The following is a 23,763-nucleotide window of genomic DNA, read 5'->3' as shown; positions in this document are numbered from 1 at the left end:
GATATATAATCCAAAAAATTTTTATTATACAGATATTTTTATGTCTCTTTTTAAGAAGAGCGTGATTTCAAGCTTAAAGAATTTATTAGTGCTAATCTCTATTGCGATAGTGATCGCGCTATTTTTTATACATAATAATGCCGATAAAAATGATTTTAAAACTGCCATAAGCCAGAAAAATTTACTGCATACCTCTAAACAAGGGGAGAGCTTAATTATAAAATCAGAAATATTTGGTGTCGATAAACAAGGGCAGCCCTTTTTTATAAAGGCTCATCGGACTAATTACGACCAGAATAAAATTATAATGCAGGATGTATATTTAAGGATATTTATCTATGGTGATAAAGAAACGGAAATATATGCAGAAAAAGGTTTTGCTTTAATGGATAAAAAACAGATATATTTAGAAAAAAAAGTTAAGATTGATATGCCAGATGGCGATACAATAAGTGCTTCTTCAATTTGGATTAAGTTTGATAAGGGAATAATTACTAGCAATAAGCCGGTATCATTAAAATCTCAAGATGAGCAATTGAGCGCTAATGGCTTTAAAATAGTTTACAATAAGAAAGAAAAAATCTTACTTTTTATGGCAATGCTAAGGCAAATTTAGTGATTGATTGATTATGGAAAAAAATACCCATTGGTTGTACGGTAAGCATAATTGCCTAGCAGTGCTCAAGAACCCAAATAGATTAATCAAAAAGATTTTGGTGACGAAATCAAACAGACGCTTAGTACCGTCTACTTTTGTAAATAAAACGGAGGTGATAGAGAATAAACAGCTAGCGGCAATCTTAAAAAACCATGATGCTGTAATTCAAGGTATTGCAGTCTTAACAGAGCTATTAAAACAACCAGGGTTAGATAATTTTATTGATATTAATAAAGCAAAACGGTTAGTAGTCATTCTCGATCAAATTTTAGATCCGCAAAATGTAGGAGGGATTTTTAGGTCAGCGGCAGCTTTTTCAGTTGATGCAGTAATGACTACAATAGACAACTCTCCTCACGAGACACCAAGCCTTACAAAATCGGCTGCCGGAACTTTTGAGTTGATACCTTTCATCCGTGTTGTAAATCTTGTTCAATCAATTGAAATCTTAAAAAAGCACGGCTTTTGGGTAATAGGGTTAGATGGGGAAGCAGAAAATTATCTTAATACTTTCAATCCTGTTTCTTATAATAAAATTGTATTAGTACTAGGATCAGAAGAAAAGGGCTTACGGCCGCTTACAAAAAAACATTGTGATTTCATACTGAAAATTCCGATGAATCAAGCTGTTGAGAGCCTTAATGTTTCATGCGCTGCAGCAATAGCGCTTTATCATTTATCAATTAAATGAAATAGCTATAAAGAGCGCTACTAACAGCAACAAAACCAAAGCCTGCTATTGATATATTAGAAAGAAAATTAATATAGTATGCTGTCCTATTAGTTATTCTATGCTTGATGTACTGCAACAATAAGGCCGTTACTGTCATCCAACTTATTGTTCCTATAAACACCCCCCATAGGTATGACCACATACTCTATCAGAGAATCTAATTCTAGACCTATAGCAGAAAACATACTAACAAAGAGTATAATAGTCATTGGATTAAGTATGGTGGTAAAGAAAGAAATGGTGAAGATATATTTGTTCGAATCACCCCTTTTATACTTAGTAGGATTGATCTCTACTTTTGCAGTTCTTTCGGTATAAATAGAATGTAAACTTAAAAATAACAATTATATCGCCACTAGCAGCCCCAATTCCTACAATAATACCTGCTAATAAACTTTGTTTTAAAGGTGTATCTGATGCATAATACACTTACGGGCCCAATAGGAGCGGAGATTACAATACCAATCATGATTGAATAAAAAAGTTTTAGCATTAACTCATTCATATCTAAGCCTCAAGTAGCCCACTGCCTCGTCAACGCGCCGCAACAAAATCACATAAATCACAGCGGGGGAGCACTTTCTTGCTTGTATATATTATATAATTTGCAATAGAGCTGTGAAGAAGAATTTTTGAATTAAATAAAGAAGGCTGCTAAGGCTTTAGCGTCTTATTAAAAAATATATAGAAGTTGTATTGCTTAAATTTAATTGCTAGATCTTAACTTAACGAAATCAACAATTTTTTTCATTATAGTTCCCTCAATGGTTCGGGAATCACTTTTAATGGCTTCACTAATATAATTATAAAGATAATTATCGTTTAGTTCTAAAAGGTCTCGATACCCTAAAAGCTCAGGTAATGTCATTTTATCTAAGTAAAGTTTGGCAAATTGCCCGATAATAATATCCAGCTCCTTACAGCCTCTGTTTAGGCTTCTAAAGTATAATTTTTTGGTTAGTTCCTTCATCTTTTTATTTAAGTAAAGTACATAAGAGCTTAAAAGCTACTTCCAATTTTGGATTTTTTTCAATTACAAATTCCGTACCGTTTTTAGTAATGACGGTTAATTCATTATAATCCTCATTAAACACTTTCCCTTTGGATACATCGTTAATAGCAATCGCATCTAAATTTTTTGCCTTTAATTTTTGATAGCCGTATTCTAGGTGGTTAGTAGTTTCTGCCGCAAAGCCTAAACAAAATATATGAGGGAATTGGGACTTTATTTCATAAATTATATCAGGATTTTTCTCTAATTTTAAGCTGAAGTCAGCGCCCTTTTTAATTTTTTCTATGGAAATAGATTTCGGCTTATAATCAGCAACAGCTGCTGCTGAGATAAATATATCACAGTTTGCTGCTTTCCGGTGAGCAGCTTCAAACATTTCTTGAGCTGAGTTCACCCTAATCAATTCCATATTTTCTGGAGGATTTAAAGAGGTGGGTCCAGATATTAATGTGACCGTAGCTCCTAACATCTGAGCAGCCTTCGCTAAATTATAGCCCATTTTTCCAGAGCTACAGTTGCTTATAAATCTTACAGGATCAATTTTCTCATGAGTTGGGCCGGCAGTAACAATTGCTTTCTTTCCCTTTAATGTATGATATGATACAAAGTCAATACTAGCAATGTATTCTAAAATATTGTGGGGTTCGGGCATTCTGCCAACTCCGTTATCGCCGCAGGCTTGCTTTCCGCTGCTTGGAGGGATAATGAGCATTCCACGCTCTTTTAATTTTTTTATATTAGCTTGCACTATAAGGTTCTCCCACATTACCACATTCATGGCCGGGGCTAAGACGGTTTTCGCTTTTGTCGCAAGACATAATGAAGTTAATAAACAAGGGGCGCTTCCATTACTTAAGTTTGCAATCATATTGGCAGAGCAAGGAGCAATTAAAATGAGGCCGGCTTGTTTAGCAAGGCTGATATGAAGCATTTGATCATGATCATCTAAAGTTCCCTCTGCAAGAAAAACTTTTTTAGGAAATAATGATTTAAGAGTTAAAGGTGAGATAAAATCAGTAGCTGACTTCGATAAAACTATATTAATATTATAATTAGCATTGATTAACAGTTTTGCTAGTTCGATGGCTTTATATGCTGCTATACTTCCAGATATTCCTAATATAACGTTTTTCATGGTTTCATTACAGCCATCATAACTATTAAAATCATTAGGATAGTTGGTATTTCGTTAAGGAATCTAAAAAATTTTTCAGATTGGGTATTGGTATGATTATAGAAATTTTTGTAGTACCTTATCATTAGCCCATGCATGGTTGCTAACAACATCACGGCTGTCAATTTGACATGCAACCATGTTGTCATTTCTTGAGCATATATTAATAGCTCTCCAGATAAAAATGCGCAGAGCATGCTTGGAGTCATAATATATCTAATTAATTTGAATTCCATCGTCAGAAAGGTCTCATATGCTTCTGATTTAGGTGAGAATCTAGTATGGTAAACAAATAATCGTGGAAGATAAAGCGAGCCAGCCATCCAGCAAATAATTGCTATAATATGTAAGGATTTAATTAACAAATAATTATTTAAAACAAATTCTTTCATTTAATTCGTTTTTAAGCCAATTTGTTATCAGAAGTATTAATAACGGGTTTAGTTAATCGGTCAATATCATTTTGAGAAATACCGATTACTTTGTTAAAAGTATTATTTTCAAATTTAGCATTTGAAAATATTGCTGATCTTAGATTGGATTGATCGAAATTGGATTCGATGATATTTGCATTACTAAAATCGGAGAAAGAAAGGTTAGCTCCGCTTAAAAACGCTCTATCTAAAATTGATTGAGACATTTTGGTATCAATCATTATAGCTTCACTTAAGATAGCGGAGGTTAAATTAATGCTACTTAAATTAGCGTAGCTGAAATCAGTGTTAGACAGCATTGATATGCTAAAATTTGAATTAGACAGGTCACAATACCTGCAGAATGCATTATTAAAGACTATTCCCTTGAGATTAGCATTAGTGATTTTAGAGTAATTAAAATCAGCAGCTTCTGCATAAGCACCTTGGATACTTATATTATTCATAGTGGCTTTACGTGCTATCATCGCAAATAAGTTTGCCTTAATAAAGTTGGCATTGGTAAGATCTGCTTCATTTAAGGTCACGCTCTCCAAGTTGGGATTCGACCAAGAGATATTGCTTAAGTTAGCTTTTGTTAAATCAGATTGCTTAAGGTTCAAGTGATTACCCTTACTGTTGGCAAAATTAACGTTTGTTGCGGAGGAATAAATAAGTTTGGTGTTGTTTAGTATAGCTTCTGTAAAATCAGCAAAATTCAAGTTAGAATTAGTAATTAATGTGCTTTCTAAGTTGGCATTTTTGAAAATTACTTCTTCAGCATAGGTGTTATTTAAAACAGCATTCGTTAAGTTAGCTTTTTCAAAATTAGAAGCTGCAATACTTGCGTTGGTAAAATTAGCTCTAAGCGCATTGGCACCAACTAAGTTAATCTCTTCCATATAGGCGTTGCTAAAATTTACGTCAGATATATTAGAATTCATTAGTTGTACTCTTAACATCTTCGCATTACTAAAGTTTAAGCCTGATAAATCAAGACCTGACAAGTTTTCTGTTAAGTCATCCGATATATTAATTGGTAATTTCTCTTTGCGTTGTTGATTTAGATAATCTTCTACATTTTGTCTTGTAAGGGGCGAGGGCACGTACTCAACATCTGAAAATTCGTTAGATAAAGGAGGGTTTTCACTTTCATTAATCAATTGAATTACATCCTTAGTACCGCCTTCTGGTTGTTCATTTGCAAATGCTATTGAGGACAAAGCATTGAACACCAAGAACCAAATAACACGCTGCATATTTGAATAATAGATAAAACCAGTTTCATCTTAATGAATATAAAATATACTGAAGGCCAACACAATTTAATTTTAATATTCGGTATAACTAATTGGGCTTTGAACAAATTAAATCTTCTATTTCTTCCATTTTTATTTCAAGAGAAGCGGCATCCTGCTTATCTAAATAAATAACGAACGGTTTATAAGTAGCAAGCAGATCGTAGTATTCAGCTTGATATATGCGGTCTTGTTTGATGTCTCGGCACAATTTTGATTGGCATATGTTATCGTAACCTGGAAGAGGTTATGTAAGACAGTGTCATAACCCAGATTTTTGCTCCTGTGACCTGTGTGCCACATCCGCCTAGAATTTTTGTCGATTAATAACGTATAGATGATGATATTGCAAAAGTTCTAAAAGATGTTCTTGATAAAATGTTCTTGAATATGAGATTGTAAATACATGAAATTTAGGGCAGAAGTTAGGTGTGTATGTTGATTATGGTCTATTGCTTGACGCAAAAGAATAGTGCTTATTCATGTACGCTGTTTCGGTGGTGATCCCCATAGAGCTTTATAAGGGGTGGTTAAAAAACCCACTACAAACTAATTATTGTGGTTTTTATTTTTTGGTCAACAAGATTGTTATCCTAGTTTCGCAGAATTTGGTTGCATGATTAATCAGATATATTATAGTCTTGGTACAGCAACGCGCGTGGAAGGTAAAAAGTGAGTAATAATTTTTGCACTGGCTTCAAGCACCGGTGTTGGCAATAACCCGGTGGATGTTGCTGTAGGAAACTTCAATGATGATGGCGAGCCAAACGTTGCTAGGAGCAGGGGATTTTAATAGCGACGGGAAACAAGATTTAGTGGCTGAATACAATCTCCATATTAATAGGAAGCGGCAATGGCATTTTTGGTGCGGCTGGCTGTTACTTCATGATGACAAGCTAGATATGGTAAATACTAATTATGGTTCAACTACTGTGTCCATACTGTTAGGCAATGGTGATGGTACTTTTAAGTCTGCTGTTTTTTATAGTATCGGTTCTGGGGCTAGAGAGTTGGCATTAGATGATTTAAATTCTGATGGAAAATTAGATAATATAGTTAACCCCGGTTTGAGGTAAGCTTAAAGAAATTATCTGATATGGTTTCTCAAAGAAGCTGTGTAACCATTAGGTTTTTCTCAATTTCACGATAAATTTATAACGATCCTCGTTTTGTTTCATTTGAGGCATTTTTACCGGACCTTCAAAGATTTTTTACCTAAACTGTGTTCAAACCTCCCTCAGAGAGGAATTGCCAAAGCTTGTCAGCTACAATCGCTTTGTTGAGCTGATGCAAGATGTGGTCATCCCGTTGGTCATTCTGCTGAATTGCTGCAAAGGCATTCACACTGACTTCGGGTAATACGGACGATCGAGCCGTTGTCGAGAGACTGACTCAATATTTGACAGGCCTTCTTATTCGGAGATCGGGAGTATATAAGCAAAAACACTGAGCAATCAAGGTATTGAGCTCATCACACGGCTTAAGAAAAACATGAAAAACAAAACCAGCTTGCGGCTTTAAAACAACTGCTTCTTGCAGGGCGTGGATTGATTGAAACAGCCATCGGGCAATTGAAAGAGATTTGCCAAATCCAGCACACCACGGCATCGCTCCGCCAAACATAGCCGCCGATATGGTATTTGGAAGCATAATGGCAACACCATTTTGCACCTACTTACTGCTAATCCACTTAGTATCGCGTGTGGGGCATTACAAGGCGGAGTTATGGGCGGGTCTCGGGTGGCTATAGTAACAGCAAGCCCTGCACATTTATGAAAGCACAATAATTGCCAACACTGGGGTAGCTGCTAGCGTAGCTTACGCGTATTTTCCAGGCTTGAAACTTTAAGCGCTGCTGCCCCCCTGACTGCAAGTCTTATTTCAATTCAGCAACCTGCGGGGGTTAGCTCAATTATAGCCCTTACACATAATACTATAAAAAGTTGTTCCAAAATTTTCTATACCTCTATGGGTTGTCGCTAATACTCAACAAAGCGTACAAACTGCCGATAATAGTCGTTTATATAACTATCAGCGTTATTAAAGAAAAAACGTGGGCTTTCAATCCAAAACTTACGCAATAGCTTAGCTAACCCTTCCTCAGCAGTTTCTAAATCATAGTCTATTTCTTTTACCGAGCCAATATTATGCCGACCGGTCAGATGTAAATAATACAACCGTAGTTTACCCTCCCGTACCTCTATCCTGCTTCCATTGATATAGCCTTTTTTAACAATCAAAGCTTCTAAAGGCATTTGCGGGCTTAAACCTGTAGCAATATCTTTACTGCTTGGTAAATTGCCACTTTTATAATCTATAATATGAACACTACCATCTTTCATTAGGTCAACTCGATCAATCCGAGCTGACAATTTTATCTCCGTGCCCTGCCCTAAATTAATTATCATCCAACTCTCAACTTCCGTTAATATTTTGTCTCTAGCAAGACCTACCGAACTTTCATATTGCCAAAACCAGTGAGCTATTTTTTCAAATTTCGCTACCCATAGGTGATGAACCATTGGTGAAGTCAGGTGATGTTTAATCAGGATATCTCTAGCGACCGACATAAACCGACTTATATATTGCAGTGCCTCGGCTTTAAATTCATAAGCCATACTCGCTAAAATTTCATGAAGAACCACTCCAAAAAGCTTTTCTAAATCTTCCTCCTCACTTAACTTAGGTACATTTAATTTCAGTATATGATTAGTATAGTATAGGTATGGATCTTTGATTAATTTTTCAACCGCGGTAACGGAAATCTCCTTAGGCAAATCTTCTTTGTTTACCGTAATTACAGGACTACTATATCGAATTTCCTCGCTATATTCATTCGAAGCAGAGTTAGTGCAACCTAACAATCCATGTATTAACTCAAACCAACATACAATATTATTCATATTAGTATTATAGCTTATATAAACTTCCTTATTACAAAAAATATTTGCTGCGGTCTTGTAAGCAAGCACTGCTTTCATTTCTTGCTTACAAAGAGACTCTAAGCTTTGTTTCTCAAGTTGATAATATTCTTCTAAGGTTATATGAGTAAAAATACAGAAATCAAAATTATTAATAAGCTCATCAATATTAACAATCATAATATCGCTATCATCATACTTATCTTTGCTGCCTAAAAAATTTAAAAATAATTCAAAATAGCCAGTGTATGACACCTCAAAATTTGCCAACTCCAGATCTTTTAAAGGAAAAATTCCTTGGGTAATTTGTTCATAAGCCCTTAAATGAATCTCCAGCAGCTCTTGCACATATTTGGCTTTTCGAAATTCCTGGTGTAGAGCTTTAATCTCAGCTGTATTAATCCCTTCTACTCTTATATCTGCGATCTCATTGCTTTCCTTCTTCGATAAATAGCGAGCAATCTTAAGAAAATTTTTTTCTTTATTAGTAAATTTTTTGTTTACTCCATTATAAAATTTAATTTTTCTTGTGCTCAAAGCCGTATCTAGAATTGAAGCCATTTCCTGATTGGCCATTATAGCAACTTTTTTCTTTGGATTTTGCACAATGAGGTCTAATATCTGTTCACCTTCATCTACCCTTGATCTAGTATTTAAAATTTTAAATTTTTCTTTCAATAAAGCCTGATTGCTTTGTATATCCAAAAAATTTTTATTCGAGCTAAATAAAAGCTCTAGCAGCCTATTAGAGTGGGTGTCTGAATATTGAATCCTGAATACACTGGTAAATTCTAATTCTTCTCCATAACCAATAGTAATAATTTTATTCTGAGGCTCCATGACAACAGCTTGAATCAAATCCCAATCTATACCAAAATTAGGCAACACAAGATAAATGTTAGTAGTAGACCGACTAAATACTCTTTTAGGGTTTGATGTCGCAATTATATGTTTTTGTTCCACCTTTAAATTCTTAGCAATTTTCCAATCCACTATGATTGTTCCTGGCTCTAAATTATTAAGAAAATTAGATACCTTTAAAAAGGTCTCAATTCCAAATTCAAAGTTAGTTATGTTCATCTTTTTGTTCTAGAAATTGCAGCTTTTCTCCTATATTTAAGTACATGTGCCCCAATGTGATGACCTGCAACATAACCCGGCTTTTCATCAACAATGGTTGCTTTGTTAAAATGTACGACATTTCCTGCATCCAAAGATTTTATCTCGAGCCCGCTTTGTGCATTTAAAACTAAAACTGATTGAGGAAGACGATGGGCTTGTTTTCCTCCCAAAAATATCTTTACTGAAAGAGCCTGACCGTGAAGCACTTTGCCAGCCTCGTTTGCAAATATTATTTCTATAGGAAAGCTGCTAGTTGTATTATTAATAACCTCACTTATCGCATTAACTTTTCCCTCTACTTCTAATCCATTTAGTGTTTTCATTGTCGCTCTTAGACCTGGTTTTAAGGATCTAATTTTAGCATCGGCAACCTCTTGTGCTTTAGTAATCATTAGTTCAAGCGCCACAAATGTTCCAATTGGTGAGTTATCTAACATGTCTGAAACGTAATCACCTTCATTAACCAAAATTTCATCAATATACCCATCAAAAGGAGCAACGACTTGGGTGCTTAAATAGTCTATTTCTGCTTGTTTTAAGTCAGCTTCAGCACTACTTAAATTTGCTTTTAATTTTGCTAGATCAGTTTCAGAAGCAAGCTTTTTTTTGTAAAGGGTCGAAGTAGATTTAAATTCTATTTCGCTTTGATTGAGCCTTATTTTAGCTTTTTTATAAAGCTCTTTTTTACTCTTGGCTTCTATAGCGATGACTGCTTCTCCCTTTTTTAAAGATTGTCCAACTTCGGCATTGATTGACCCAACCTTTCCAGCAGCTTTAACAACTAACTTTATTTTCCTTTTAGATTCAGCAACTCCACTAATATTTAATATACTACGCTTCAGTTGGGAGACCGACTTTAAAACTACAATAGCAGCGATTACAAGCCGCACTGCTTGATTTTGCTTAATCATAATGGTCCTTTCCCCATAGCTGACATAACAACTCTCATTAATTAGACCCCATATTGTATATTAATTTTCACAATTTGACTGCAAAATTTCTAACATTAATTCCCTTTCAAAAGGCATTTTTTTCCCTGTTGCGCTTAAAATATTCTTTTCTATAAAATATCTAGTAATTTGCAAACAGTCATATAGCTCATGCTCTGATATACCGTTTTGAAAAGTAAGCATGGATTGAGGCAGTTTTAGCATTTTATCGTGGTAAGGCTCTCCTGCTTCCCTGCCAACTACTGCACCTGATTTTGGTGAAATATATATTAATTCTACTGTTTTTCCGCTGCCTACACACTTATTCAGCTCCAGGCCAAACCCTCCTGCTTTTAATATGCAAAGCTCAAGAGAGAGGTATTTACTGTAGAAAAATTTTGTGCATGGTTGCGAGGTGGCTAATAAAAATGCCTCTAATTCATTAAACAATTCTACTTGTTTTTCTTTTTCATGTAAAACAAGTAATGATACGGCTATAGCAGCTCTAATGAAAGTTACTGCAGTCCGGTCAAAAGCCGTAGCAGCTAATGTGTTTCTTATTAGATCAAATTTATAATGCCCAAGGTGCTCTCTAAGGCGCGCATTCCAAGTAGCATGAACAATATTTCCTGGTGAACAGTCCGTTTTACTAGATTTAGAAACTCTGACCAGGCCACCCATTAAACCATTGTTTTTTAAAAAGCATTGCACCACAATATAACGCTCTTCAAAATCCCTTGCAGAAATTATAATGCCCTGATCTTCTACAATCATACTACTATATATATGCTGTTTTTATAATCCTAATTATATTAGGAGCTAAAAGAAGCGTTTCAGTGGTATAGCAATTATTCTCCATCTTCTTAACTCCCTTAAAAAACCCATCAGTCACCCATGTTGCAGACAGCATAGCCTCTCCTTTTACCATTTCATGGATGTTATATTTCTTTGACAAATCTATTATTCCAATCGAATTAGCTCTAGCAATTTCTTCTTGAGTATTGAAAATAAGACGTCCTTGCATTTGTCCTCCTAAACACTTTAAACCTGCTGCGGCTAAAACTCCTTCAGGCGCTCCGCCAATCCCAAGATACATATCGATATCACCTCCCTCTAAACAGGTTTTTAGACAAGCCAAAACATCGCCATCATCTATTAATTTTATTCTTACACCTTGTGCTCTTAAAACTTTTATAAGCTCAACATGCCTTGGTCTATTTAGTAAGCATACGTTTAAGTCTTGTACTAAACATTTCTTAGCAGTAGCTAAGGATTTTAAGTTCTTTTCAATTGGCTCGTCTAAATCAACTAAATCTTGCGGTAAATTCTTTCCTATCGCAATTTTTTCCATATAAACGTCCGGGGCATTCAGCATATTTGATGCCTCAGATATAGCAAGCACGGAGATAGAATCAGGTTTATTATGTGCACATATGGTAGTACCTTCAAGCGGATCAACCGCTATATCAATATCTACTCCGGATTTTCCAAGTAACTCTCCTATGTAAAGCATCGGCGCATCATCCCTTTCTCCTTCACCTATTACAACTCTTCCACTGATCTCCAGATTATTTAAAGAAGCTCTCATGGACTCAACGGCTGCTTGATCAGCGCCTCTCTCATCACCAAGACCTATACAAGAATGACAAGCAATAGCTGACTTTGAGGTTATTTCTGTGATGTTATAAAGTAACTTGTTCAATTTATTCATATTTTTGTTCATTATAACTAGTATTTTTCTATCAGACCCAATTAAAAATCTTAATTTGACATTTTTATTATTGATAAATTTAGATGGGTGATCTATAGCATTCCTTTATACCATCAATTAATAGGATATGTAATGAATGTATCAAAGTATTTTAAACGCAAGCCAATTAATGAACTTGTAGGCGAAGCTGAAGAGTCGAAAGATTTAGTTCGTTCTCTTGCTGCCTTTCAGTTAATTCTATTCGGAATTGGAGCTATTGTTGGTGCTGGAATTTTTGTTCTGGCCGGAGAGGCCGCAAGCCACTATGCTGGTCCTGCAATCACTGTCTCCTTTGCAATTAGTGGCTTAGCGTGCGTGTGTGCCGCACTTTGTTATGCAGAACTATCCTCTATGATTCCTGTATCTGGGAGCGCGTACACTTACATTTATGCAACCCTTGGAGAGTTAGCAGCTTGTATAATGGCAGGCTTTATGACATTGGGTAGTTTTTTAAGTATTGCTTCAGTCGCTAGCGGTTGGTCGGGCTACATTCAAAGTTTGTTAGCAGATTTTGGCATTTACATACCAGCCCAATTTTCCGCTACCACAGGCTGTGTAGTGGGCCTTGATGGTAGCTCGCAAGTAGAGGCCATATTTAATTTACCTGCCTTCTTTATTGTGATGTTAATAACTTACGTCCTATATAAAGGTATTCAAACATCTGCCTTCGTAAATGCAGTAATCGTCTTCTTGAAAATGTCAGTTTTATTTGGATTTATTATGGTGGGCGCTATGTACATTGATACTACCAATTGGGAGCCATTCATACCTAAAAATACAGGAGAATTTGGCCAATATGGTATTTCTGGTATTATAGCTGGATCTGCCATGGTGTTCTTTGCATATAATGGCTTCGATGCGGTTGCAACTGCAGCTCAAGAAACCAAGAACCCCCAACGCGATTTGCCAATCGGGATTTTGGGCTCTCTAATTATTGCTACCTTGACTTATGTTTTGGTAGCTGGAGTGTTAACTGGTCTAGTAAAATATACTGAGCTTGGAGTTGCACAACCAATTGCAATCGCAGTTGACAAAATGGGTTTACCTTGGTTTTCCTTATTAGTTAAGGTTGGAGCAACGGCTGGGCTTACATCTGTTGTTTTAGTAATGCTTTACAGCCTAATTAGAGTATTATTCGTGATATCAAAAGATGGATTATTACCTGCCTTTCTTTCAAAATTACATCCAGAATATAAAACACCGCATATATTGACTCTTGTTTGTGGTTTTCTAATTGCTATTGCAGGTTCTACAGTGTCATTAGATACGCTAGTGCCATTAGCAAATTTTGGAATTATTGGTACTTTCGCCACAGTCTGTTTTGCAGCTCTATTTTTAAGATATAGCCAGCCAAATTTAAAGCGTAATTTTAAATGTCCATTTATGCCTGTTATACCAATTGCTGGGATGCTGATCCTACTTCAAATTATGTCGAGCCTTCCTAATATCACTTATTTTTATGCACTTATCTGGGTTGGTGTTATTGTCCTGTTTTATATATTTTACGGACAATTTAACAGTAAACTTCATGCTCAAAAATAAGTATCATGCTAATCAATGAGAGAGCTGGGTTTAGCATTAAGCAAGCTTTAAATACCAGCTCTTTTGTTATTTTTATTGCTAAAAATATCAAGGAATATCTCTCTATGTTGCCTCAATTGAATTTTTTTTGCGGTAATGCGGAGATTATAAAATTTCCACCCTGGGATGTTGAGCTATACGGTAGTACTTCCACCTCTTTAACAGTGACAGGCCGACGTATCAGTGCTTTGCTCGCTCTTAGTAATGAAAGTAAAGAAAATAAAGTTTTGGTTACAACTGTTGAAGCTCTAGTTCAAAAGTTGCCGCTACCAGATTATTTCAGCGCCGGTGTACTTAGCCTAGTAGTAGGAGAATCTTATGATAGAGAGAAGATAATAAAATCTTTGCTCACTTTTGGTTATAACCGCACTAGTTTAGCAGAATCTGCAGGTGATTTCGCAGTTAGGGGCGGTATAATTGATGTTATAAACTATGACAAAACTGGCAGGATAGATTTTTTTGGTTCAAAAATTGATAGCATAAAAACCTCTGATACTATCAGCCAGCTTACCTTACAAAAAACAGTAGCAGCAGTACTCTACCCAATCAGCGAGGTGATTATGATAGACGAAACAATAAGCCACCTTAAGCAAAAGTATTTGCAACTTTTTGGCATTAATGACGATCCATTATGTCATGAGCTAGCAAGAGGCTCAAAATATATTGGTGCAGAACATGGATTACCTCTATTTTATAAAGACTTGAAGAATATACTAGATTACGTCCCAAAAGGTGCTCTAATTATCGAAAACGACCAACTGGAAATAAATCTAAATCATTATTACCTTTTAATTAATCAAAATTATACTGTACGAGAAAACGATAAATCCTATAATGCCATAGCCCCATCTTTTGCTGTATTCAAAGGAAGAAGAGATTCTAACAGCGCTTAATAGTATATTAAAGAGGTGGGGAGAAAATAAATTTCGCCCCGAATATACAGCTTAATGCGACTGTTAATAATAAAAAAGTTACGCAGATACTGGCTTGATTATCAAAAAGCAATTTGTATATGCTGCAAACCTGACGGTAGCTTGAGCAGAATCGAACGCATGCTGAATGATGAAAATGTTAGCTCGGCTAGAGTTACTTCTTATGAAGAAATTTTAAATCAAAAAACAGTTATGAAGCCTGTTATTCTGCCTATAGAAAATGGATTTGATATGGAAAAAATCACCTTCTTTGCAGAAAAAGATATCACTGGGAAGACTTTCAAGGAGCAGAAGAAAAGGAAACCTACCACAGCCAAAATTTTCCAAGATTTAATCTCTATAGAAATTGGCAACCTCCTCGTCCATGCTGAATATGGAATAGGTAGATTTCAGGGATTAAAAACACTATCAGTCAATAATATACCGCATGACTTTATAGAAACCCTATATGCAGGTAGTAATAAACCCTATTTACCTGTAGAGAACTTAGAGACAATTTCCCGTTATGGTGAAGAAAAGCAAAATGTAGCTTTAGATAAACTGGGCGGCGTCGCCTGGCAGATGAGAAAAGCTAAGCTAAAAGAAAGAATAAAATTAGCAGCTTCAGCATTAATTAACACGGCAGCTAAAAGATTAACCGCTCAGGGCCATATTCTGGAATCTATCAGCGAAAATCATCAAAGATTTTGTGATAATTTCCCTTATATTACGACCGCTGATCAAGAGAGTGCTATTGAAGAGATAATGGAAGATTTCAAATCAGGGCAGCCTATGGATAGGCTTCTACGCGCAGATGTGGGTTTTGGAAAAACAGAAGTTGCATTAAGGGCCGCCGCTGCTGCAACTCTTGGACTTGAAACAGTTCAAGTTGCAGTGATAGTACCAACAACATTACTGGCAAGGCAGCATTATATAACTTTCTCAGAAAGGTTTAAAAATTTTCCCCTTAGAATTAAACAACTTTCAAAATTTACCTCACGCAATGAAGTTAGCGAAGTAAAAGAAGGGCTAAGGAACGGTAAAATTGATATCATAATTGGCACACACACGCTACTCGTAGAAGGAATTAACTTTAAAAATTTAGGGTTATTGATTATTGATGAAGAACAGCATTTTGGAGTAGCACAGAAAGAGAAGCTGAAAAACTTAAAAGATAATATTCATGTCTCAACCCTTTCTGCAACCCCAATACCTAGGACACTACAGATGGCTTTAGTTAATCTTAAGTCCCTTAGTATCATTACCACTCCCCCCATTAACAGAAAGCCTGTTAAAACTTCAGTATCACCATATGATGGGCTTACTATAAGGGAAGCGTTACTTAAAGAAAAACAAAGAAATGGTTTAAGTTTTTATGTGACTCCAAGAACTAATTACTTGGATGAGCTTGAAGAACAATTAAAGAAACTAGTTCCAGAACTGAAAGTAGTGAAGGCTCATGGATCCCTTGTTTCTAGCAAGCTAGATCAAATTATGAATGACTTTTATGATCATAAATTTGATATCCTATTAAGCACTAGTATTATAGAGTCTGGACTAGACATTATGAGCGCTAATACTATGATAGTTGATCGAGCTTATATGTTTGGCCTTTCTCAGCTTTACCAAATGCGAAGAAGAGTCGGAAGGGGCGAAGCTCAAGCTTATGCATACTTCTTAGCCCCCAGAATAACTCTATTATCACCAGTTGCAAAAAAACGTTTAAAGACTATTCAATCTCTTCAAGCACTTGGTTCAGGCTTCAATATTGCAAGCCACGATATGGACAATAGAGGCTATGGTAACTTGTTATGGGGGGATAAACAGCCCGGTCATATAAGAGAAGTCGGAATAGAGTTATATCAAAAAATGCTTGCAGATACCATAGCCCAAATGCAAGAAAATGAGGAATTTGAGGCCAATAGGGAGTGGAGCCCAATACTCAACTTAGGCGTTTCCGTGCAGATTTCAGAGGACTATATAGAAGGTGTCATACGTATTTTATTAAAATTAGCTGGAACTACTTAAGTAAATATGGGGAAAGATTTTTTAATTATTGAATATGATGAGTTAGATAGCACGCAAACTGAAGCAAAAAATCTGCTATATAGAGGTCAAGCCTATCCGAATACCGTGGTATTTACTTCCTCACAAACCAAAGGTAGAGCGAAAAATAGCAGGACTTGGTGCAGCGCTCAAGGCGATTTGGCTTGCACAATTATATTAAAGCCCTCTACTGATGTAACTCTTTATCCCCAGGTTACCTATATAGCCGCAATTGCGGTTAGTAATGCTATTAAAAAATTTTTTCCAGCTGTCTCTTTATTGCATAAATGGGTAAATGACGTTTTACTTGAAAACCGAAAAGTTTCTGGGATCTTATTAGAAAAATATCAAGACGGGCTTATTCTTCTAGTCGGGATAGGCATTAATATTTTGCCTAAAAAACTTATACCAGATTTAAATGCCATAGGTATTACCGATATTAGTCCATTTACTGTTACCCCTAAAGCACTGTTGCAAGTAGTACTAGAAGAATTTTTTGAGCTCTTTGGGTATTGGGAACAATTTGGATTTCAAAGAATTAAGATTCAGTGGCTAGCACGAGCTGCTAATTTAAATAAAAAAATTGTTATTAAGATTGAAGATCAAGAGAAATCTGGTATCTTCCTGGGGATTAATGATAAGGGTAATCTCCAACTGCTTAGAAATCAAAAAATAGAATTATTATGCGCGGGCGATGTTTTTTTATAAGAAGGAGTATATATGCTAGTTGTAGTTGACATTGGAAATACTAATACAGTATTCGGGTTTTTTGAAGATGATGAATTAATACTACAAACTAGGATTAAAACGGATATTACTAGAACTGAAGATGAATTTTTTGCATTTTTAATTCTGATTTTAACCCAAAACCAGCTAGCTCTAGAGAAAATAGAAGCGGCTGCGATTTCATGTGTGGTGCCGATGGCGTTATCTGGAGTTCAAAGATTTTTTCAAAAGTATTGTAAGATGAGCCCACTGCTAGTAAGCCATGATAAACATCATGTTTCGGTCGCTGGAACTCCAGCTCCTCACCTAGGCTCAGATTTGGCTGTTAATGCGATAGCTGCAACTGAATTATTTAAAGATCATTGCTTAATAGTTGATTTCGGGACTGCAACCACGTTTTCCCTGCTCGAATATAACAAATCAAAAATAAATTATTTGGGCGTTGCAATAGCGCCAGGCCTTAACTCGATAATGCAATCCATGAGGAAGCATTCCGCTCAGCTGCCCTCACTGAATTTTCAAAAAGCTAATACGGTATTAGGAACCACAACAACTAAAGCAATGCTTGCAGGGTCTTATTTTGGCTTCACTGGTATGGTTGAGAAATTAATAGACACTATGAAAGAAGAATATAAATACCCTATAAAGGTAGTCGCAACTGGTGGGCTTTCGGTATTGATGGAAGATTTAACTTCAAAAATAGATTTTATAGAACCAAATTTAACTTTACTTGGCCTAAAATACTTTTATCTTTTAAACAAGAAGATTTAATTTTAGTACTTATATGGCTAAAAATTCTATCATAGTAGAAAAAAATGTTGTACACTCCGAGCGCGTTTGTTGTGATGGGGGGCCGTGCTATGGTCATCCCAAGATTTATTTGGAAATAGGTGCAAATAGACAGACAAAGTGTCCATATTGTGGGCGGGTTTTTGTTTATGCGCCAAAAAGTGCTTCTGGCAATAAAATCAAAAACTGATCATGAATCTGTTATATTCTAAACAACCTACACAAAGACAGCTTGTGATTGCCTCCTCTATTCAGCAGGTTGTTTCGAAAGCGTTTGTTACCCAAGAGATTTATCATCCTAATTTAGAAGACACTATGATGGTGTTTCCTTTTGTAAAAATTACTGCAGATTTGAAAATAGCAACAATCTATGTAGATTGCCTTAATAAAGACAAAGTTAAGGGGGTTTTAGAAATTTTAAAATCCCTGACAGTCGAGATAAGGAAGTTAATCGCAAACAAACTTAAGCTGAAATATACCCCTGAAATCAGATTTGTAGAGGATACGATCACTCAAAAACAATCTAATTTATTGAGATTGATAGATAATATTTCTTAAATTATTTCTTCTGTAGGTTCAGTGGTATTCCACAATTGCACTGCTCTGCTCGGCATCATGACTTCATCAGAGAGGAGTTTTGCTCCGTACTCTCATCAATGTATACATTCCTTTAACCTAGACAACTCTGTTTCTGCTATTTCTCTTAAGCGATCCTTTTTTGTTTTTCTATGTTTTTCTTAAGCCGTGTGATGAGCTCAATACCTTGATTGCTCAGTGTTTTTGCTTATATACCACCGATCTCCGAATAGAAGGCCTGTCAAATATTGAGTCAGTTTTTCGACAACGGCTCGATCATCTGTATTACCCGAAGTCAGTGTGAATGACATAATCTCTCCTTGATCATTGAGGCCAAAGAACCATCCGGGTCGACGTTTTCCCACGCTGAGCGGTGCCTTTAAAGGCCTTATTACTGCTAGTACGTAAGTTATGACAAACCTTTTCCAGCTTTTTGTTGAGTCAACGTACCTGTTTGTTTCCCTTTGCAGCAATTCAGCAGAATGACCAACGGGATGACCGCGTCTCGCATCAGCTCAACAAGGCGATTTGTAGCTGATAAGCTTCGGCAATTCCTCTCTGAGAGAGATTTGAAAACAGTTTAGGTAAAAATCTTTGAATCCGGTAATGCCCTCAAATGAAACAAAACGAGGATCGTTATAACTTCGGAAAGCATCATCCCAGACTCTCGTTCCCTTTGTCTCTGCGAGTTTCTTAAGGATCTTTGGTACGTGAGTTGTCGCTTGCAAATTTATAGCCTCCCCCCCCGGGAACTGTATTTTCAGATCTGTTGCTGCTAGTCCTACGGGATAGCCAGTAACGTTGTAGCTTGCTGCACCTTGCAAAGTTCCATCTCCATTTCCTATTAGTATAGAAACTGTAGAGGAAATTCGATTGGTAACAGCTATATCAATCTACCATCATTATTAAAGTCCCCTATTGTTATTCCTATAGGGGGGACCGCCTACATTATAAAAAACAAGCCGGTTTATAAAATGTTCCATCACCATTACCCATCAACACTGAAACTGTGGACGAGCCATAGTGAGAGTTGGCTATATCCTTTAACCCCCCCCCCTTACTACCATCTTGATTAAAATCTCCTACTGCCATATCATGGGGGCTGCTGCCAACATTATAAAATGCAGTGGGCTGAAACATGCCGCCCATTTCTTACCTTCCTTTGTTGTAGCATACTTACACCAGGACTATAGTGTACCCGATCAGCAATGCAACACAAAAGTAGATAAGTTCGCAACTACTTCCTCAATTCCTTGAGGACATACTGTAATATGCCACCATTTTGTATGTAAGCCACTTCTGATTCCGTATCAATACGGCAAATCAAATCTAATTCTATTGTAGGATTATTCTCTTTTTTAATTTTTAATTTAGCTTTTTTCTTAGGAATAATATTCTCTAGTCCTTCAATATCAATTAACTCATCACCAACAAGATTTAAATCAGCAATACTTACCTTCTCGAAAACTAAAGGAATTACTCCCATGCCAACCAAATTAGAACGGTGAATACGCTCAAAACTCTTAGCAATAACCGCCTTTACTCCAAGTAAATTAGTACCTTTTGCCGCCCAATCTCTCGAAGAACCAGTACCATATTCCTTACCTGCAAAAATAACTAAGGGGATACCATCTTCTACGTAACGCATAGCTGCGTCGTATATTGGTAATACCTCACCCGAGTTGAAGTACTTAGTGTAGCCCCCTTCTATTCCGTCAGCCAATTTATTTTTAATCCTAATGTTAGCAAATGTTCCACGCATCATCACTTCATGGTTGCCTCGCCTCGCACCATACGAATTAAAATCAACACGACTTACATTGTTTTCGATCAAGTATTTAGCTGCGGGACCGTCTTTTGCGATAGAACCAGCTGGGCTTATATGGTCAGTTGTGATACTATCACCTAGTATGGCCAATATCCTAGCATTTCTAATATCGTAGTTGATTGTATTGTTTTTATTAATATCTTTAAAATATGGTGGATTTTTGATGTAAGTGCTACTTGTATCCCAGCGGTAATTTGCACTTGAACTCACAGTAATTTTCTGCCACTCTTCCGTTCCAGCAAAAACATTCGCATATTTGGTTTTAAATATATCAGAACTTAAGTATTTATTTACAAATTCATTTATTTCCTGATCCGTCGGCCAAATATCTCTCAAATATACATCTTTACCATTTTTATCCTTGGCAATTGGCTCTGATATCAGATTAATATGAATAGATCCAGCAATCGCATAGGCAACACATAACATCGGGGAAGCGAGATAATTTGCTCGCACTAATGGATGAACACGGCCTTCAAAATTTCTATTACCAGAAAGCACCGAACAGGCCACAAGGTTATTATCGAGAATAGTTTTCTCAATCTCTGGCAAAAGTGGGCCAGAGTTTCCTATACAGGTTGTACAGCCATAGCCAACTAAATTAAAACCCATTTTGGCTAAATATTGGTCCAATTTTGTTAATTTAAAGTATTCAGTAACAACTTGAGAACCTGGAGCTAAAGAAGTTTTAACCCAAGGCTTACTACTTAAACCTTTTTGTACCGCATTACGAGCAAGCAATCCTGCTCCAATCATCACACACGGATTTGAAGTGTTGGTACAACTAGTAATGGCTGCAATTACTACATCCCCATTACTTATACTATATTTCCCATCTCCTACCGGAAATCCCTTACCAACATTTGCCTCATTTTTATTTAAATCTGGTAACGATTGGCGAAAATTTGCAGGAGCTTCAGCCAGCCTAACTCTATCCTGCGGACGTTTTGGCCCAGCAATAGTTGGTTCAACTGTTGAAAGATCTAATTCTAATACCTCATTAAATTTTATCTGCTCATCTGGATTATACCATAAGCCCTGCTCTTTAGCATAAGCCTCAACAAGTTCTAAGTGCTCCTTCGATTTTCCAGTTAGGGTTAAGTACCTTAAAGTCTCAGTATCTATTGGAAAAAATCCACAAGTTGCTCCGTATTCTGGAGCCATATTAGCTATTGTTGCGCGGTTGGCAAGTGAAAGAGCAGCTAGGCCATTACCGAAAAACTCAACAAATTTACCCACAACCCCCTTGGCTCTTAACATATTGGTTACTGTCAGCACTAAATCTGTTGCAGTGACGCCTTCTTTTAGAGCTCCGGTTAACTTCATACCAACAACTGCTGGAATCAACATCGATAAGGGCTGTCCAAGCATAGCAGCTTCTGCTTCAATCCCCCCTACTCCCCAGCCTAAAACAGATAAGCCGTTAATCATGGTAGTATGACTATCGGTCCCTACCAATGTATCTGGATAGGCATAAGTTTTCCCATCAATTTCCTCAGTCCAAATAACCTTTGCTAAATACTCAAGATTAACTTGATGGCAAATTCCAGTGCCAGGAGGTACTACCCTGAAATTTGAAAACGACTGCTGCCCCCAGCGTAAAAACTTATAGCGCTCATAATTTCTCTGCATTTCAATCGCAACATTTGTTGCAATTGAACTTTCGGTTCCGTAAGCATCAACCTGCACTGAATGGTCAATCACTAGATCAACCGGAATTAAAGGATTAACTTGTTGTGGATCTCCACTTAAAGCAACCATAGCGTCTCGCATAGCAGCTAAATCGACCACTGCCGGCACGCCAGTAAAATCCTGCATCAACACCCTGGTTGGCCTGAAGGCTATTTCATATTCTCTATAGCCCTTACCTATTTCCCTTATATCATCGAGCTTTACAGAAACACCGTCCTCAAATCTCAACAAATTTTCTAATAATATTCTTAAAGAATACGGTAAAGACGATATATCTAAAGATAACTTTTGGGCCGCGGCCTTTATACTAAAGAAACAATAATCCCTATCTCCTACCTTAAGAGAAGTATGCGTATTTAAACTATCAACCAACCCAAAATTTCGTTCCATAACACCTATTAATAAAATTTTGGATTTAAGTATATACTTAATCAAAATTTATTCTCAATTTTTTTCTATATCATATTCATCAAAAGATTTTAAAGCCTCTATATTCTCTTCAGCAACGGCATCAAAAATTTCTTTTCGCAGTACAGTGCAGCCTTTCGGGAAGGTTATTCCTAGTTTCACTGAATTCCTATTGATTTCTATAACTTTAATACTAATATTATTGTTTATTATTATTGATTGATCTAACTTTCTGACTAAATAAAGCATATATTAATCTATTAATACCGACTTTGACAAAGAATGAAACAAATTTTTAGAGTTTATGGTAGAAATTTATACATAATTTTTACTATATTATGATAAAAATATAATCTATTTTAACTCGCAGAACAGCTGTACTATGATTATTCTTCAATATCAATTCAAATTTACTAATTTTCAGTTGTTATGAAATTATTGGACGTCTCATCCACTACTATATTTTGTTATTTTGTTATTTTTTGTAGAGTCAGCAGCAGTTTTTTTTTATTCCAGGAATTGGCGAAATTAATATATCTAGTAGAATAAAATTGACCTTAGGGCTCGCCATTACAATTATGATTGGAGGTTTACAAAAAAACTTAATTCCCTCTCCGGCTGATGCAATTGAAATGTTCCTTGTCATTATAAGTGAAATTACTATAGGAATAGCCTTTGGTATGATCACTAAAATTATTTTATCAGCTGCCTATACGGCAGGGCACGCAATTAGCGCTAATATGGGACTTTCAACAGCAATGATTTTTGATCCGAATCATGGAGATCAAGGCACCATAATAGGAACACTCTTAAATATTATAGCGGTTATTATCATTATCAATTTGAGTCTCCATATATTGATTATAGAATCCCTCATTGAAAGTTATGAAACTTTGCCTATAGGTTCGTTTTTTAAGTATTCTGAAAGCTTTACTGAACTAATTATCAAAACTGTTGTAACCTCTTGGAATGTTGGTATTAGGTTTGCCTCACCTTTTATTATCATTTCACTTCTAATGTATTTAAGTGCTGGAGTTCTTTCTAGACTCATGCCACAATTACAAATATTCTTTTTATTATTGCCAGCTCAAGTCTTAGTTGGCTTTGTTGTTTTAACGATCTTTATATCATCAGCAATGATTTGGTTTATTGATGAATATAAAAATTTTATTGCTCAACTGATTAGTTCATAAAAT

The 23,763-nt window shown here is 36.0% G+C and carries 28 protein-coding genes; 11 read left to right on the top strand and 17 right to left on the bottom strand.

What is annotated here, in order from left to right; all coding sequences use genetic code 11:
* The first annotated feature begins 40 nt into the window (after positions 1-40).
* Positions 41-616, top strand: a complete 576-nt coding sequence (lptC, locus tag MIDI_RS01670; RefSeq protein WP_160162196.1) for an LPS export ABC transporter periplasmic protein LptC — start codon at positions 41-43, stop codon at positions 614-616.
* A 13-nt stretch (positions 617-629) separates the two neighbouring features.
* Positions 630-1,349 carry a 23S rRNA (guanosine(2251)-2'-O)-methyltransferase RlmB gene (gene rlmB / locus MIDI_RS01665; RefSeq protein ID WP_013950854.1) on the top strand — a complete coding sequence of 240 codons (720 nt, stop codon included), beginning with the start codon at positions 630-632 and terminating at the stop codon, positions 1,347-1,349.
* 98 nt (positions 1,350-1,447) lie between these two features.
* Here rlmB and MIDI_RS01660 read toward each other — a convergent pair whose 3' ends face one another.
* The 6 genes from MIDI_RS01660 to MIDI_RS08425 form a co-directional block, all read right to left on the bottom strand.
* Positions 1,448-1,735 (bottom strand): hypothetical protein, encoded by a 288-nt coding sequence (locus tag MIDI_RS01660; protein ID WP_041185361.1) that lies wholly within the window; start codon positions 1,733-1,735, stop codon positions 1,448-1,450.
* A gap of 362 nt (positions 1,736-2,097) precedes the next feature.
* Entirely contained in the window at positions 2,098-2,361 is a 264-nt protein-coding gene (locus MIDI_RS01655) for an FAD assembly factor SdhE (protein WP_041185360.1), read from the bottom strand.
* Positions 2,362-2,365: 4 nt separating this feature from the next.
* Positions 2,366-3,538 carry a bifunctional phosphopantothenoylcysteine decarboxylase/phosphopantothenate--cysteine ligase CoaBC gene (gene coaBC / locus MIDI_RS01650; protein WP_013950852.1) on the bottom strand — a complete coding sequence of 391 codons (1,173 nt, stop codon included), beginning with the start codon at positions 3,536-3,538 and terminating at the stop codon, positions 2,366-2,368.
* Positions 3,535-3,969, bottom strand: a complete 435-nt coding sequence (gene hemJ / locus MIDI_RS01645; protein WP_013950851.1) for a protoporphyrinogen oxidase HemJ — start codon at positions 3,967-3,969, stop codon at positions 3,535-3,537. Before hemJ ends, coaBC begins: the two co-directional genes overlap by 4 nt.
* A gap of 11 nt (positions 3,970-3,980) precedes the next feature.
* A complete protein-coding gene (locus MIDI_RS01640; protein WP_013950850.1) occupies positions 3,981-5,249 on the bottom strand; it encodes a pentapeptide repeat-containing protein in 1,269 nt (422 codons plus the stop codon).
* Positions 5,250-5,337: 88 nt separating this feature from the next.
* A complete protein-coding gene (locus tag MIDI_RS08425; RefSeq protein ID WP_160162195.1) occupies positions 5,338-5,499 on the bottom strand; it encodes a hypothetical protein in 162 nt (53 codons plus the stop codon).
* A 544-nt stretch (positions 5,500-6,043) separates the two neighbouring features.
* On the opposite strand from MIDI_RS08425, the gene MIDI_RS01635 reads away from it, so the two are divergent.
* Positions 6,044-6,364: an FG-GAP repeat domain-containing protein gene (locus tag MIDI_RS01635; protein ID WP_237697402.1), complete on the top strand. Its 321-nt coding sequence runs from the start codon at positions 6,044-6,046 to the stop codon at positions 6,362-6,364.
* Positions 6,365-6,680: 316 nt separating this feature from the next.
* On the opposite strand, the gene MIDI_RS09225 is transcribed toward MIDI_RS01635, so the two are convergent.
* From MIDI_RS09225 to glpX, 5 genes are all read right to left on the bottom strand, one after another.
* Positions 6,681-6,959, bottom strand: a complete 279-nt coding sequence (locus MIDI_RS09225) for a hypothetical protein (protein WP_041185359.1) — start codon at positions 6,957-6,959, stop codon at positions 6,681-6,683.
* Positions 6,960-7,267: 308 nt separating this feature from the next.
* Positions 7,268-9,289, bottom strand: a complete 2,022-nt coding sequence (locus MIDI_RS01625) for a RecB family exonuclease (protein ID WP_013950847.1) — start codon at positions 9,287-9,289, stop codon at positions 7,268-7,270.
* Positions 9,286-10,242 (bottom strand): efflux RND transporter periplasmic adaptor subunit, encoded by a 957-nt coding sequence (locus MIDI_RS01620; protein WP_013950846.1) that lies wholly within the window; start codon positions 10,240-10,242, stop codon positions 9,286-9,288. Before MIDI_RS01620 ends, MIDI_RS01625 begins: the two co-directional genes overlap by 4 nt.
* Positions 10,243-10,302: 60 nt before the next feature.
* Positions 10,303-11,034: a DNA repair protein RecO gene (gene recO, locus MIDI_RS01615; protein WP_013950845.1), complete on the bottom strand. Its 732-nt coding sequence runs from the start codon at positions 11,032-11,034 to the stop codon at positions 10,303-10,305.
* 4 nt (positions 11,035-11,038) lie between these two features.
* Complete coding sequence (gene glpX, locus MIDI_RS01610; RefSeq protein ID WP_052567754.1) at positions 11,039-11,971, bottom strand: class II fructose-bisphosphatase; 933 nt, start codon at positions 11,969-11,971, stop codon at positions 11,039-11,041.
* Between the two features lie 132 nt (positions 11,972-12,103).
* On the opposite strand from glpX, the gene MIDI_RS01605 reads away from it, so the two are divergent.
* The 7 genes from MIDI_RS01605 to rbfA are packed head-to-tail and all read left to right on the top strand — an operon-like array spanning position 12,104 to position 18,621.
* A complete protein-coding gene (locus MIDI_RS01605) occupies positions 12,104-13,552 on the top strand; it encodes an amino acid permease (protein WP_013950843.1) in 1,449 nt (482 codons plus the stop codon).
* A gap of 5 nt (positions 13,553-13,557) precedes the next feature.
* A complete protein-coding gene (locus MIDI_RS06195; RefSeq protein WP_013950842.1) occupies positions 13,558-14,484 on the top strand; it encodes a transcription-repair coupling factor family protein in 927 nt (308 codons plus the stop codon).
* Positions 14,485-14,538: 54 nt separating this feature from the next.
* On the top strand, positions 14,539-16,530 hold the full coding sequence (locus tag MIDI_RS01600; RefSeq protein ID WP_052567662.1) for a DEAD/DEAH box helicase: 1,992 nt from the start codon (positions 14,539-14,541) through the stop codon (positions 16,528-16,530).
* A 6-nt stretch (positions 16,531-16,536) separates the two neighbouring features.
* Positions 16,537-17,256 (top strand): biotin--[acetyl-CoA-carboxylase] ligase, encoded by a 720-nt coding sequence (locus MIDI_RS01595; RefSeq protein WP_013950841.1) that lies wholly within the window; start codon positions 16,537-16,539, stop codon positions 17,254-17,256.
* Between the two features lie 12 nt (positions 17,257-17,268).
* Positions 17,269-18,045 (top strand): type III pantothenate kinase, encoded by a 777-nt coding sequence (locus tag MIDI_RS01590; protein WP_013950840.1) that lies wholly within the window; start codon positions 17,269-17,271, stop codon positions 18,043-18,045.
* Positions 18,046-18,058: 13 nt separating this feature from the next.
* Positions 18,059-18,253 carry a zinc-finger domain-containing protein gene (locus MIDI_RS01585; RefSeq protein ID WP_013950839.1) on the top strand — a complete coding sequence of 65 codons (195 nt, stop codon included), beginning with the start codon at positions 18,059-18,061 and terminating at the stop codon, positions 18,251-18,253.
* Positions 18,254-18,255: 2 nt separating this feature from the next.
* Positions 18,256-18,621, top strand: a complete 366-nt coding sequence (gene rbfA, locus MIDI_RS01580) for a 30S ribosome-binding factor RbfA (RefSeq protein WP_013950838.1) — start codon at positions 18,256-18,258, stop codon at positions 18,619-18,621.
* A 197-nt stretch (positions 18,622-18,818) separates the two neighbouring features.
* Here rbfA and MIDI_RS09220 read toward each other — a convergent pair whose 3' ends face one another.
* From MIDI_RS09220 to MIDI_RS01555, 6 genes are all read right to left on the bottom strand, one after another.
* Positions 18,819-19,004: a transposase gene (locus tag MIDI_RS09220; RefSeq protein WP_041185411.1), complete on the bottom strand. Its 186-nt coding sequence runs from the start codon at positions 19,002-19,004 to the stop codon at positions 18,819-18,821.
* Positions 18,964-19,068 carry a transposase gene (locus tag MIDI_RS10135; protein WP_410517907.1) on the bottom strand — a complete coding sequence of 35 codons (105 nt, stop codon included), beginning with the start codon at positions 19,066-19,068 and terminating at the stop codon, positions 18,964-18,966. The genes MIDI_RS09220 and MIDI_RS10135 overlap by 41 nt, the downstream gene beginning before the upstream one ends.
* Before the next feature lie 86 nt (positions 19,069-19,154).
* Complete coding sequence (locus MIDI_RS01570; protein WP_041185358.1) at positions 19,155-19,463, bottom strand: hypothetical protein; 309 nt, start codon at positions 19,461-19,463, stop codon at positions 19,155-19,157.
* 124 nt (positions 19,464-19,587) lie between these two features.
* Positions 19,588-19,788, bottom strand: coding sequence for a hypothetical protein (locus MIDI_RS01565; protein ID WP_013950837.1), 201 nt, complete (start codon positions 19,786-19,788; stop codon positions 19,588-19,590).
* An 88-nt stretch (positions 19,789-19,876) separates the two neighbouring features.
* On the bottom strand, positions 19,877-22,549 hold the full coding sequence (gene acnA, locus MIDI_RS01560; protein WP_013950836.1) for an aconitate hydratase AcnA: 2,673 nt from the start codon (positions 22,547-22,549) through the stop codon (positions 19,877-19,879).
* Between the two features lie 54 nt (positions 22,550-22,603).
* Positions 22,604-22,816, bottom strand: a complete 213-nt coding sequence (locus MIDI_RS01555) for a carbon storage regulator (RefSeq protein WP_013950835.1) — start codon at positions 22,814-22,816, stop codon at positions 22,604-22,606.
* 260 nt (positions 22,817-23,076) lie between these two features.
* Between MIDI_RS01555 and MIDI_RS01550 the strand changes: the two genes are divergently transcribed.
* Positions 23,077-23,760 carry a flagellar biosynthetic protein FliR gene (locus MIDI_RS01550; protein WP_083809595.1) on the top strand — a complete coding sequence of 228 codons (684 nt, stop codon included), beginning with the start codon at positions 23,077-23,079 and terminating at the stop codon, positions 23,758-23,760.
* Positions 23,761-23,763: the final 3 nt, after the last annotated feature.

This window comes from Candidatus Midichloria mitochondrii IricVA (assembly GCF_000219355.1).
In the GTDB taxonomy this organism is placed as follows: domain Bacteria; phylum Pseudomonadota; class Alphaproteobacteria; order Rickettsiales; family Midichloriaceae; genus Midichloria; species Midichloria mitochondrii.
This window is presented reverse-complemented; position numbering and strand designations above follow the sequence as displayed.

Excerpts from the sequence above, each read along its gene's own strand:
- MIDI_RS01605 (WP_013950843.1), top strand. The coding sequence starts at position 12,104 with ATGAATGTATCAAAGTATTTTAAACGCAAGCCAATTAATGAACTTGTA.
- MIDI_RS01600 (WP_052567662.1), top strand. The coding sequence starts at position 14,539 with ATGCGACTGTTAATAATAAAAAAGTTACGCAGATACTGGCTTGATTAT.
- MIDI_RS01655 (WP_041185360.1), bottom strand. The coding sequence starts at position 2,361 with ATGAAGGAACTAACCAAAAAATTATACTTTAGAAGCCTAAACAGAGGC.
- hemJ (WP_013950851.1), bottom strand. The coding sequence starts at position 3,969 with ATGAAAGAATTTGTTTTAAATAATTATTTGTTAATTAAATCCTTACAT.
- MIDI_RS01555 (WP_013950835.1), bottom strand. The coding sequence starts at position 22,816 with ATGCTTTATTTAGTCAGAAAGTTAGATCAATCAATAATAATAAACAAT.
- rbfA (WP_013950838.1), top strand. The coding sequence starts at position 18,256 with ATGAATCTGTTATATTCTAAACAACCTACACAAAGACAGCTTGTGATT.
- MIDI_RS06195 (WP_013950842.1), top strand. The coding sequence starts at position 13,558 with ATGCTAATCAATGAGAGAGCTGGGTTTAGCATTAAGCAAGCTTTAAAT.
- MIDI_RS01620 (WP_013950846.1), bottom strand. The coding sequence starts at position 10,242 with ATGATTAAGCAAAATCAAGCAGTGCGGCTTGTAATCGCTGCTATTGTA.
- MIDI_RS01635 (WP_237697402.1), top strand. The coding sequence starts at position 6,044 with ATGGCGAGCCAAACGTTGCTAGGAGCAGGGGATTTTAATAGCGACGGG.
- MIDI_RS01640 (WP_013950850.1), bottom strand. The coding sequence starts at position 5,249 with ATGCAGCGTGTTATTTGGTTCTTGGTGTTCAATGCTTTGTCCTCAATA.
- coaBC (WP_013950852.1), bottom strand. The coding sequence starts at position 3,538 with ATGAAAAACGTTATATTAGGAATATCTGGAAGTATAGCAGCATATAAA.
- MIDI_RS01625 (WP_013950847.1), bottom strand. The coding sequence starts at position 9,289 with ATGAACATAACTAACTTTGAATTTGGAATTGAGACCTTTTTAAAGGTA.
- lptC (WP_160162196.1), top strand. The coding sequence starts at position 41 with ATGTCTCTTTTTAAGAAGAGCGTGATTTCAAGCTTAAAGAATTTATTA.
- MIDI_RS01585 (WP_013950839.1), top strand. The coding sequence starts at position 18,059 with ATGGCTAAAAATTCTATCATAGTAGAAAAAAATGTTGTACACTCCGAG.
- acnA (WP_013950836.1), bottom strand. The coding sequence starts at position 22,549 with ATGGAACGAAATTTTGGGTTGGTTGATAGTTTAAATACGCATACTTCT.
- MIDI_RS01595 (WP_013950841.1), top strand. The coding sequence starts at position 16,537 with ATGGGGAAAGATTTTTTAATTATTGAATATGATGAGTTAGATAGCACG.
- recO (WP_013950845.1), bottom strand. The coding sequence starts at position 11,034 with ATGATTGTAGAAGATCAGGGCATTATAATTTCTGCAAGGGATTTTGAA.
- MIDI_RS01590 (WP_013950840.1), top strand. The coding sequence starts at position 17,269 with ATGCTAGTTGTAGTTGACATTGGAAATACTAATACAGTATTCGGGTTT.
- rlmB (WP_013950854.1), top strand. The coding sequence starts at position 630 with ATGGAAAAAAATACCCATTGGTTGTACGGTAAGCATAATTGCCTAGCA.
- MIDI_RS01565 (WP_013950837.1), bottom strand. The coding sequence starts at position 19,788 with ATGGGCGGCATGTTTCAGCCCACTGCATTTTATAATGTTGGCAGCAGC.
- glpX (WP_052567754.1), bottom strand. The coding sequence starts at position 11,971 with ATGAATAAATTGAACAAGTTACTTTATAACATCACAGAAATAACCTCA.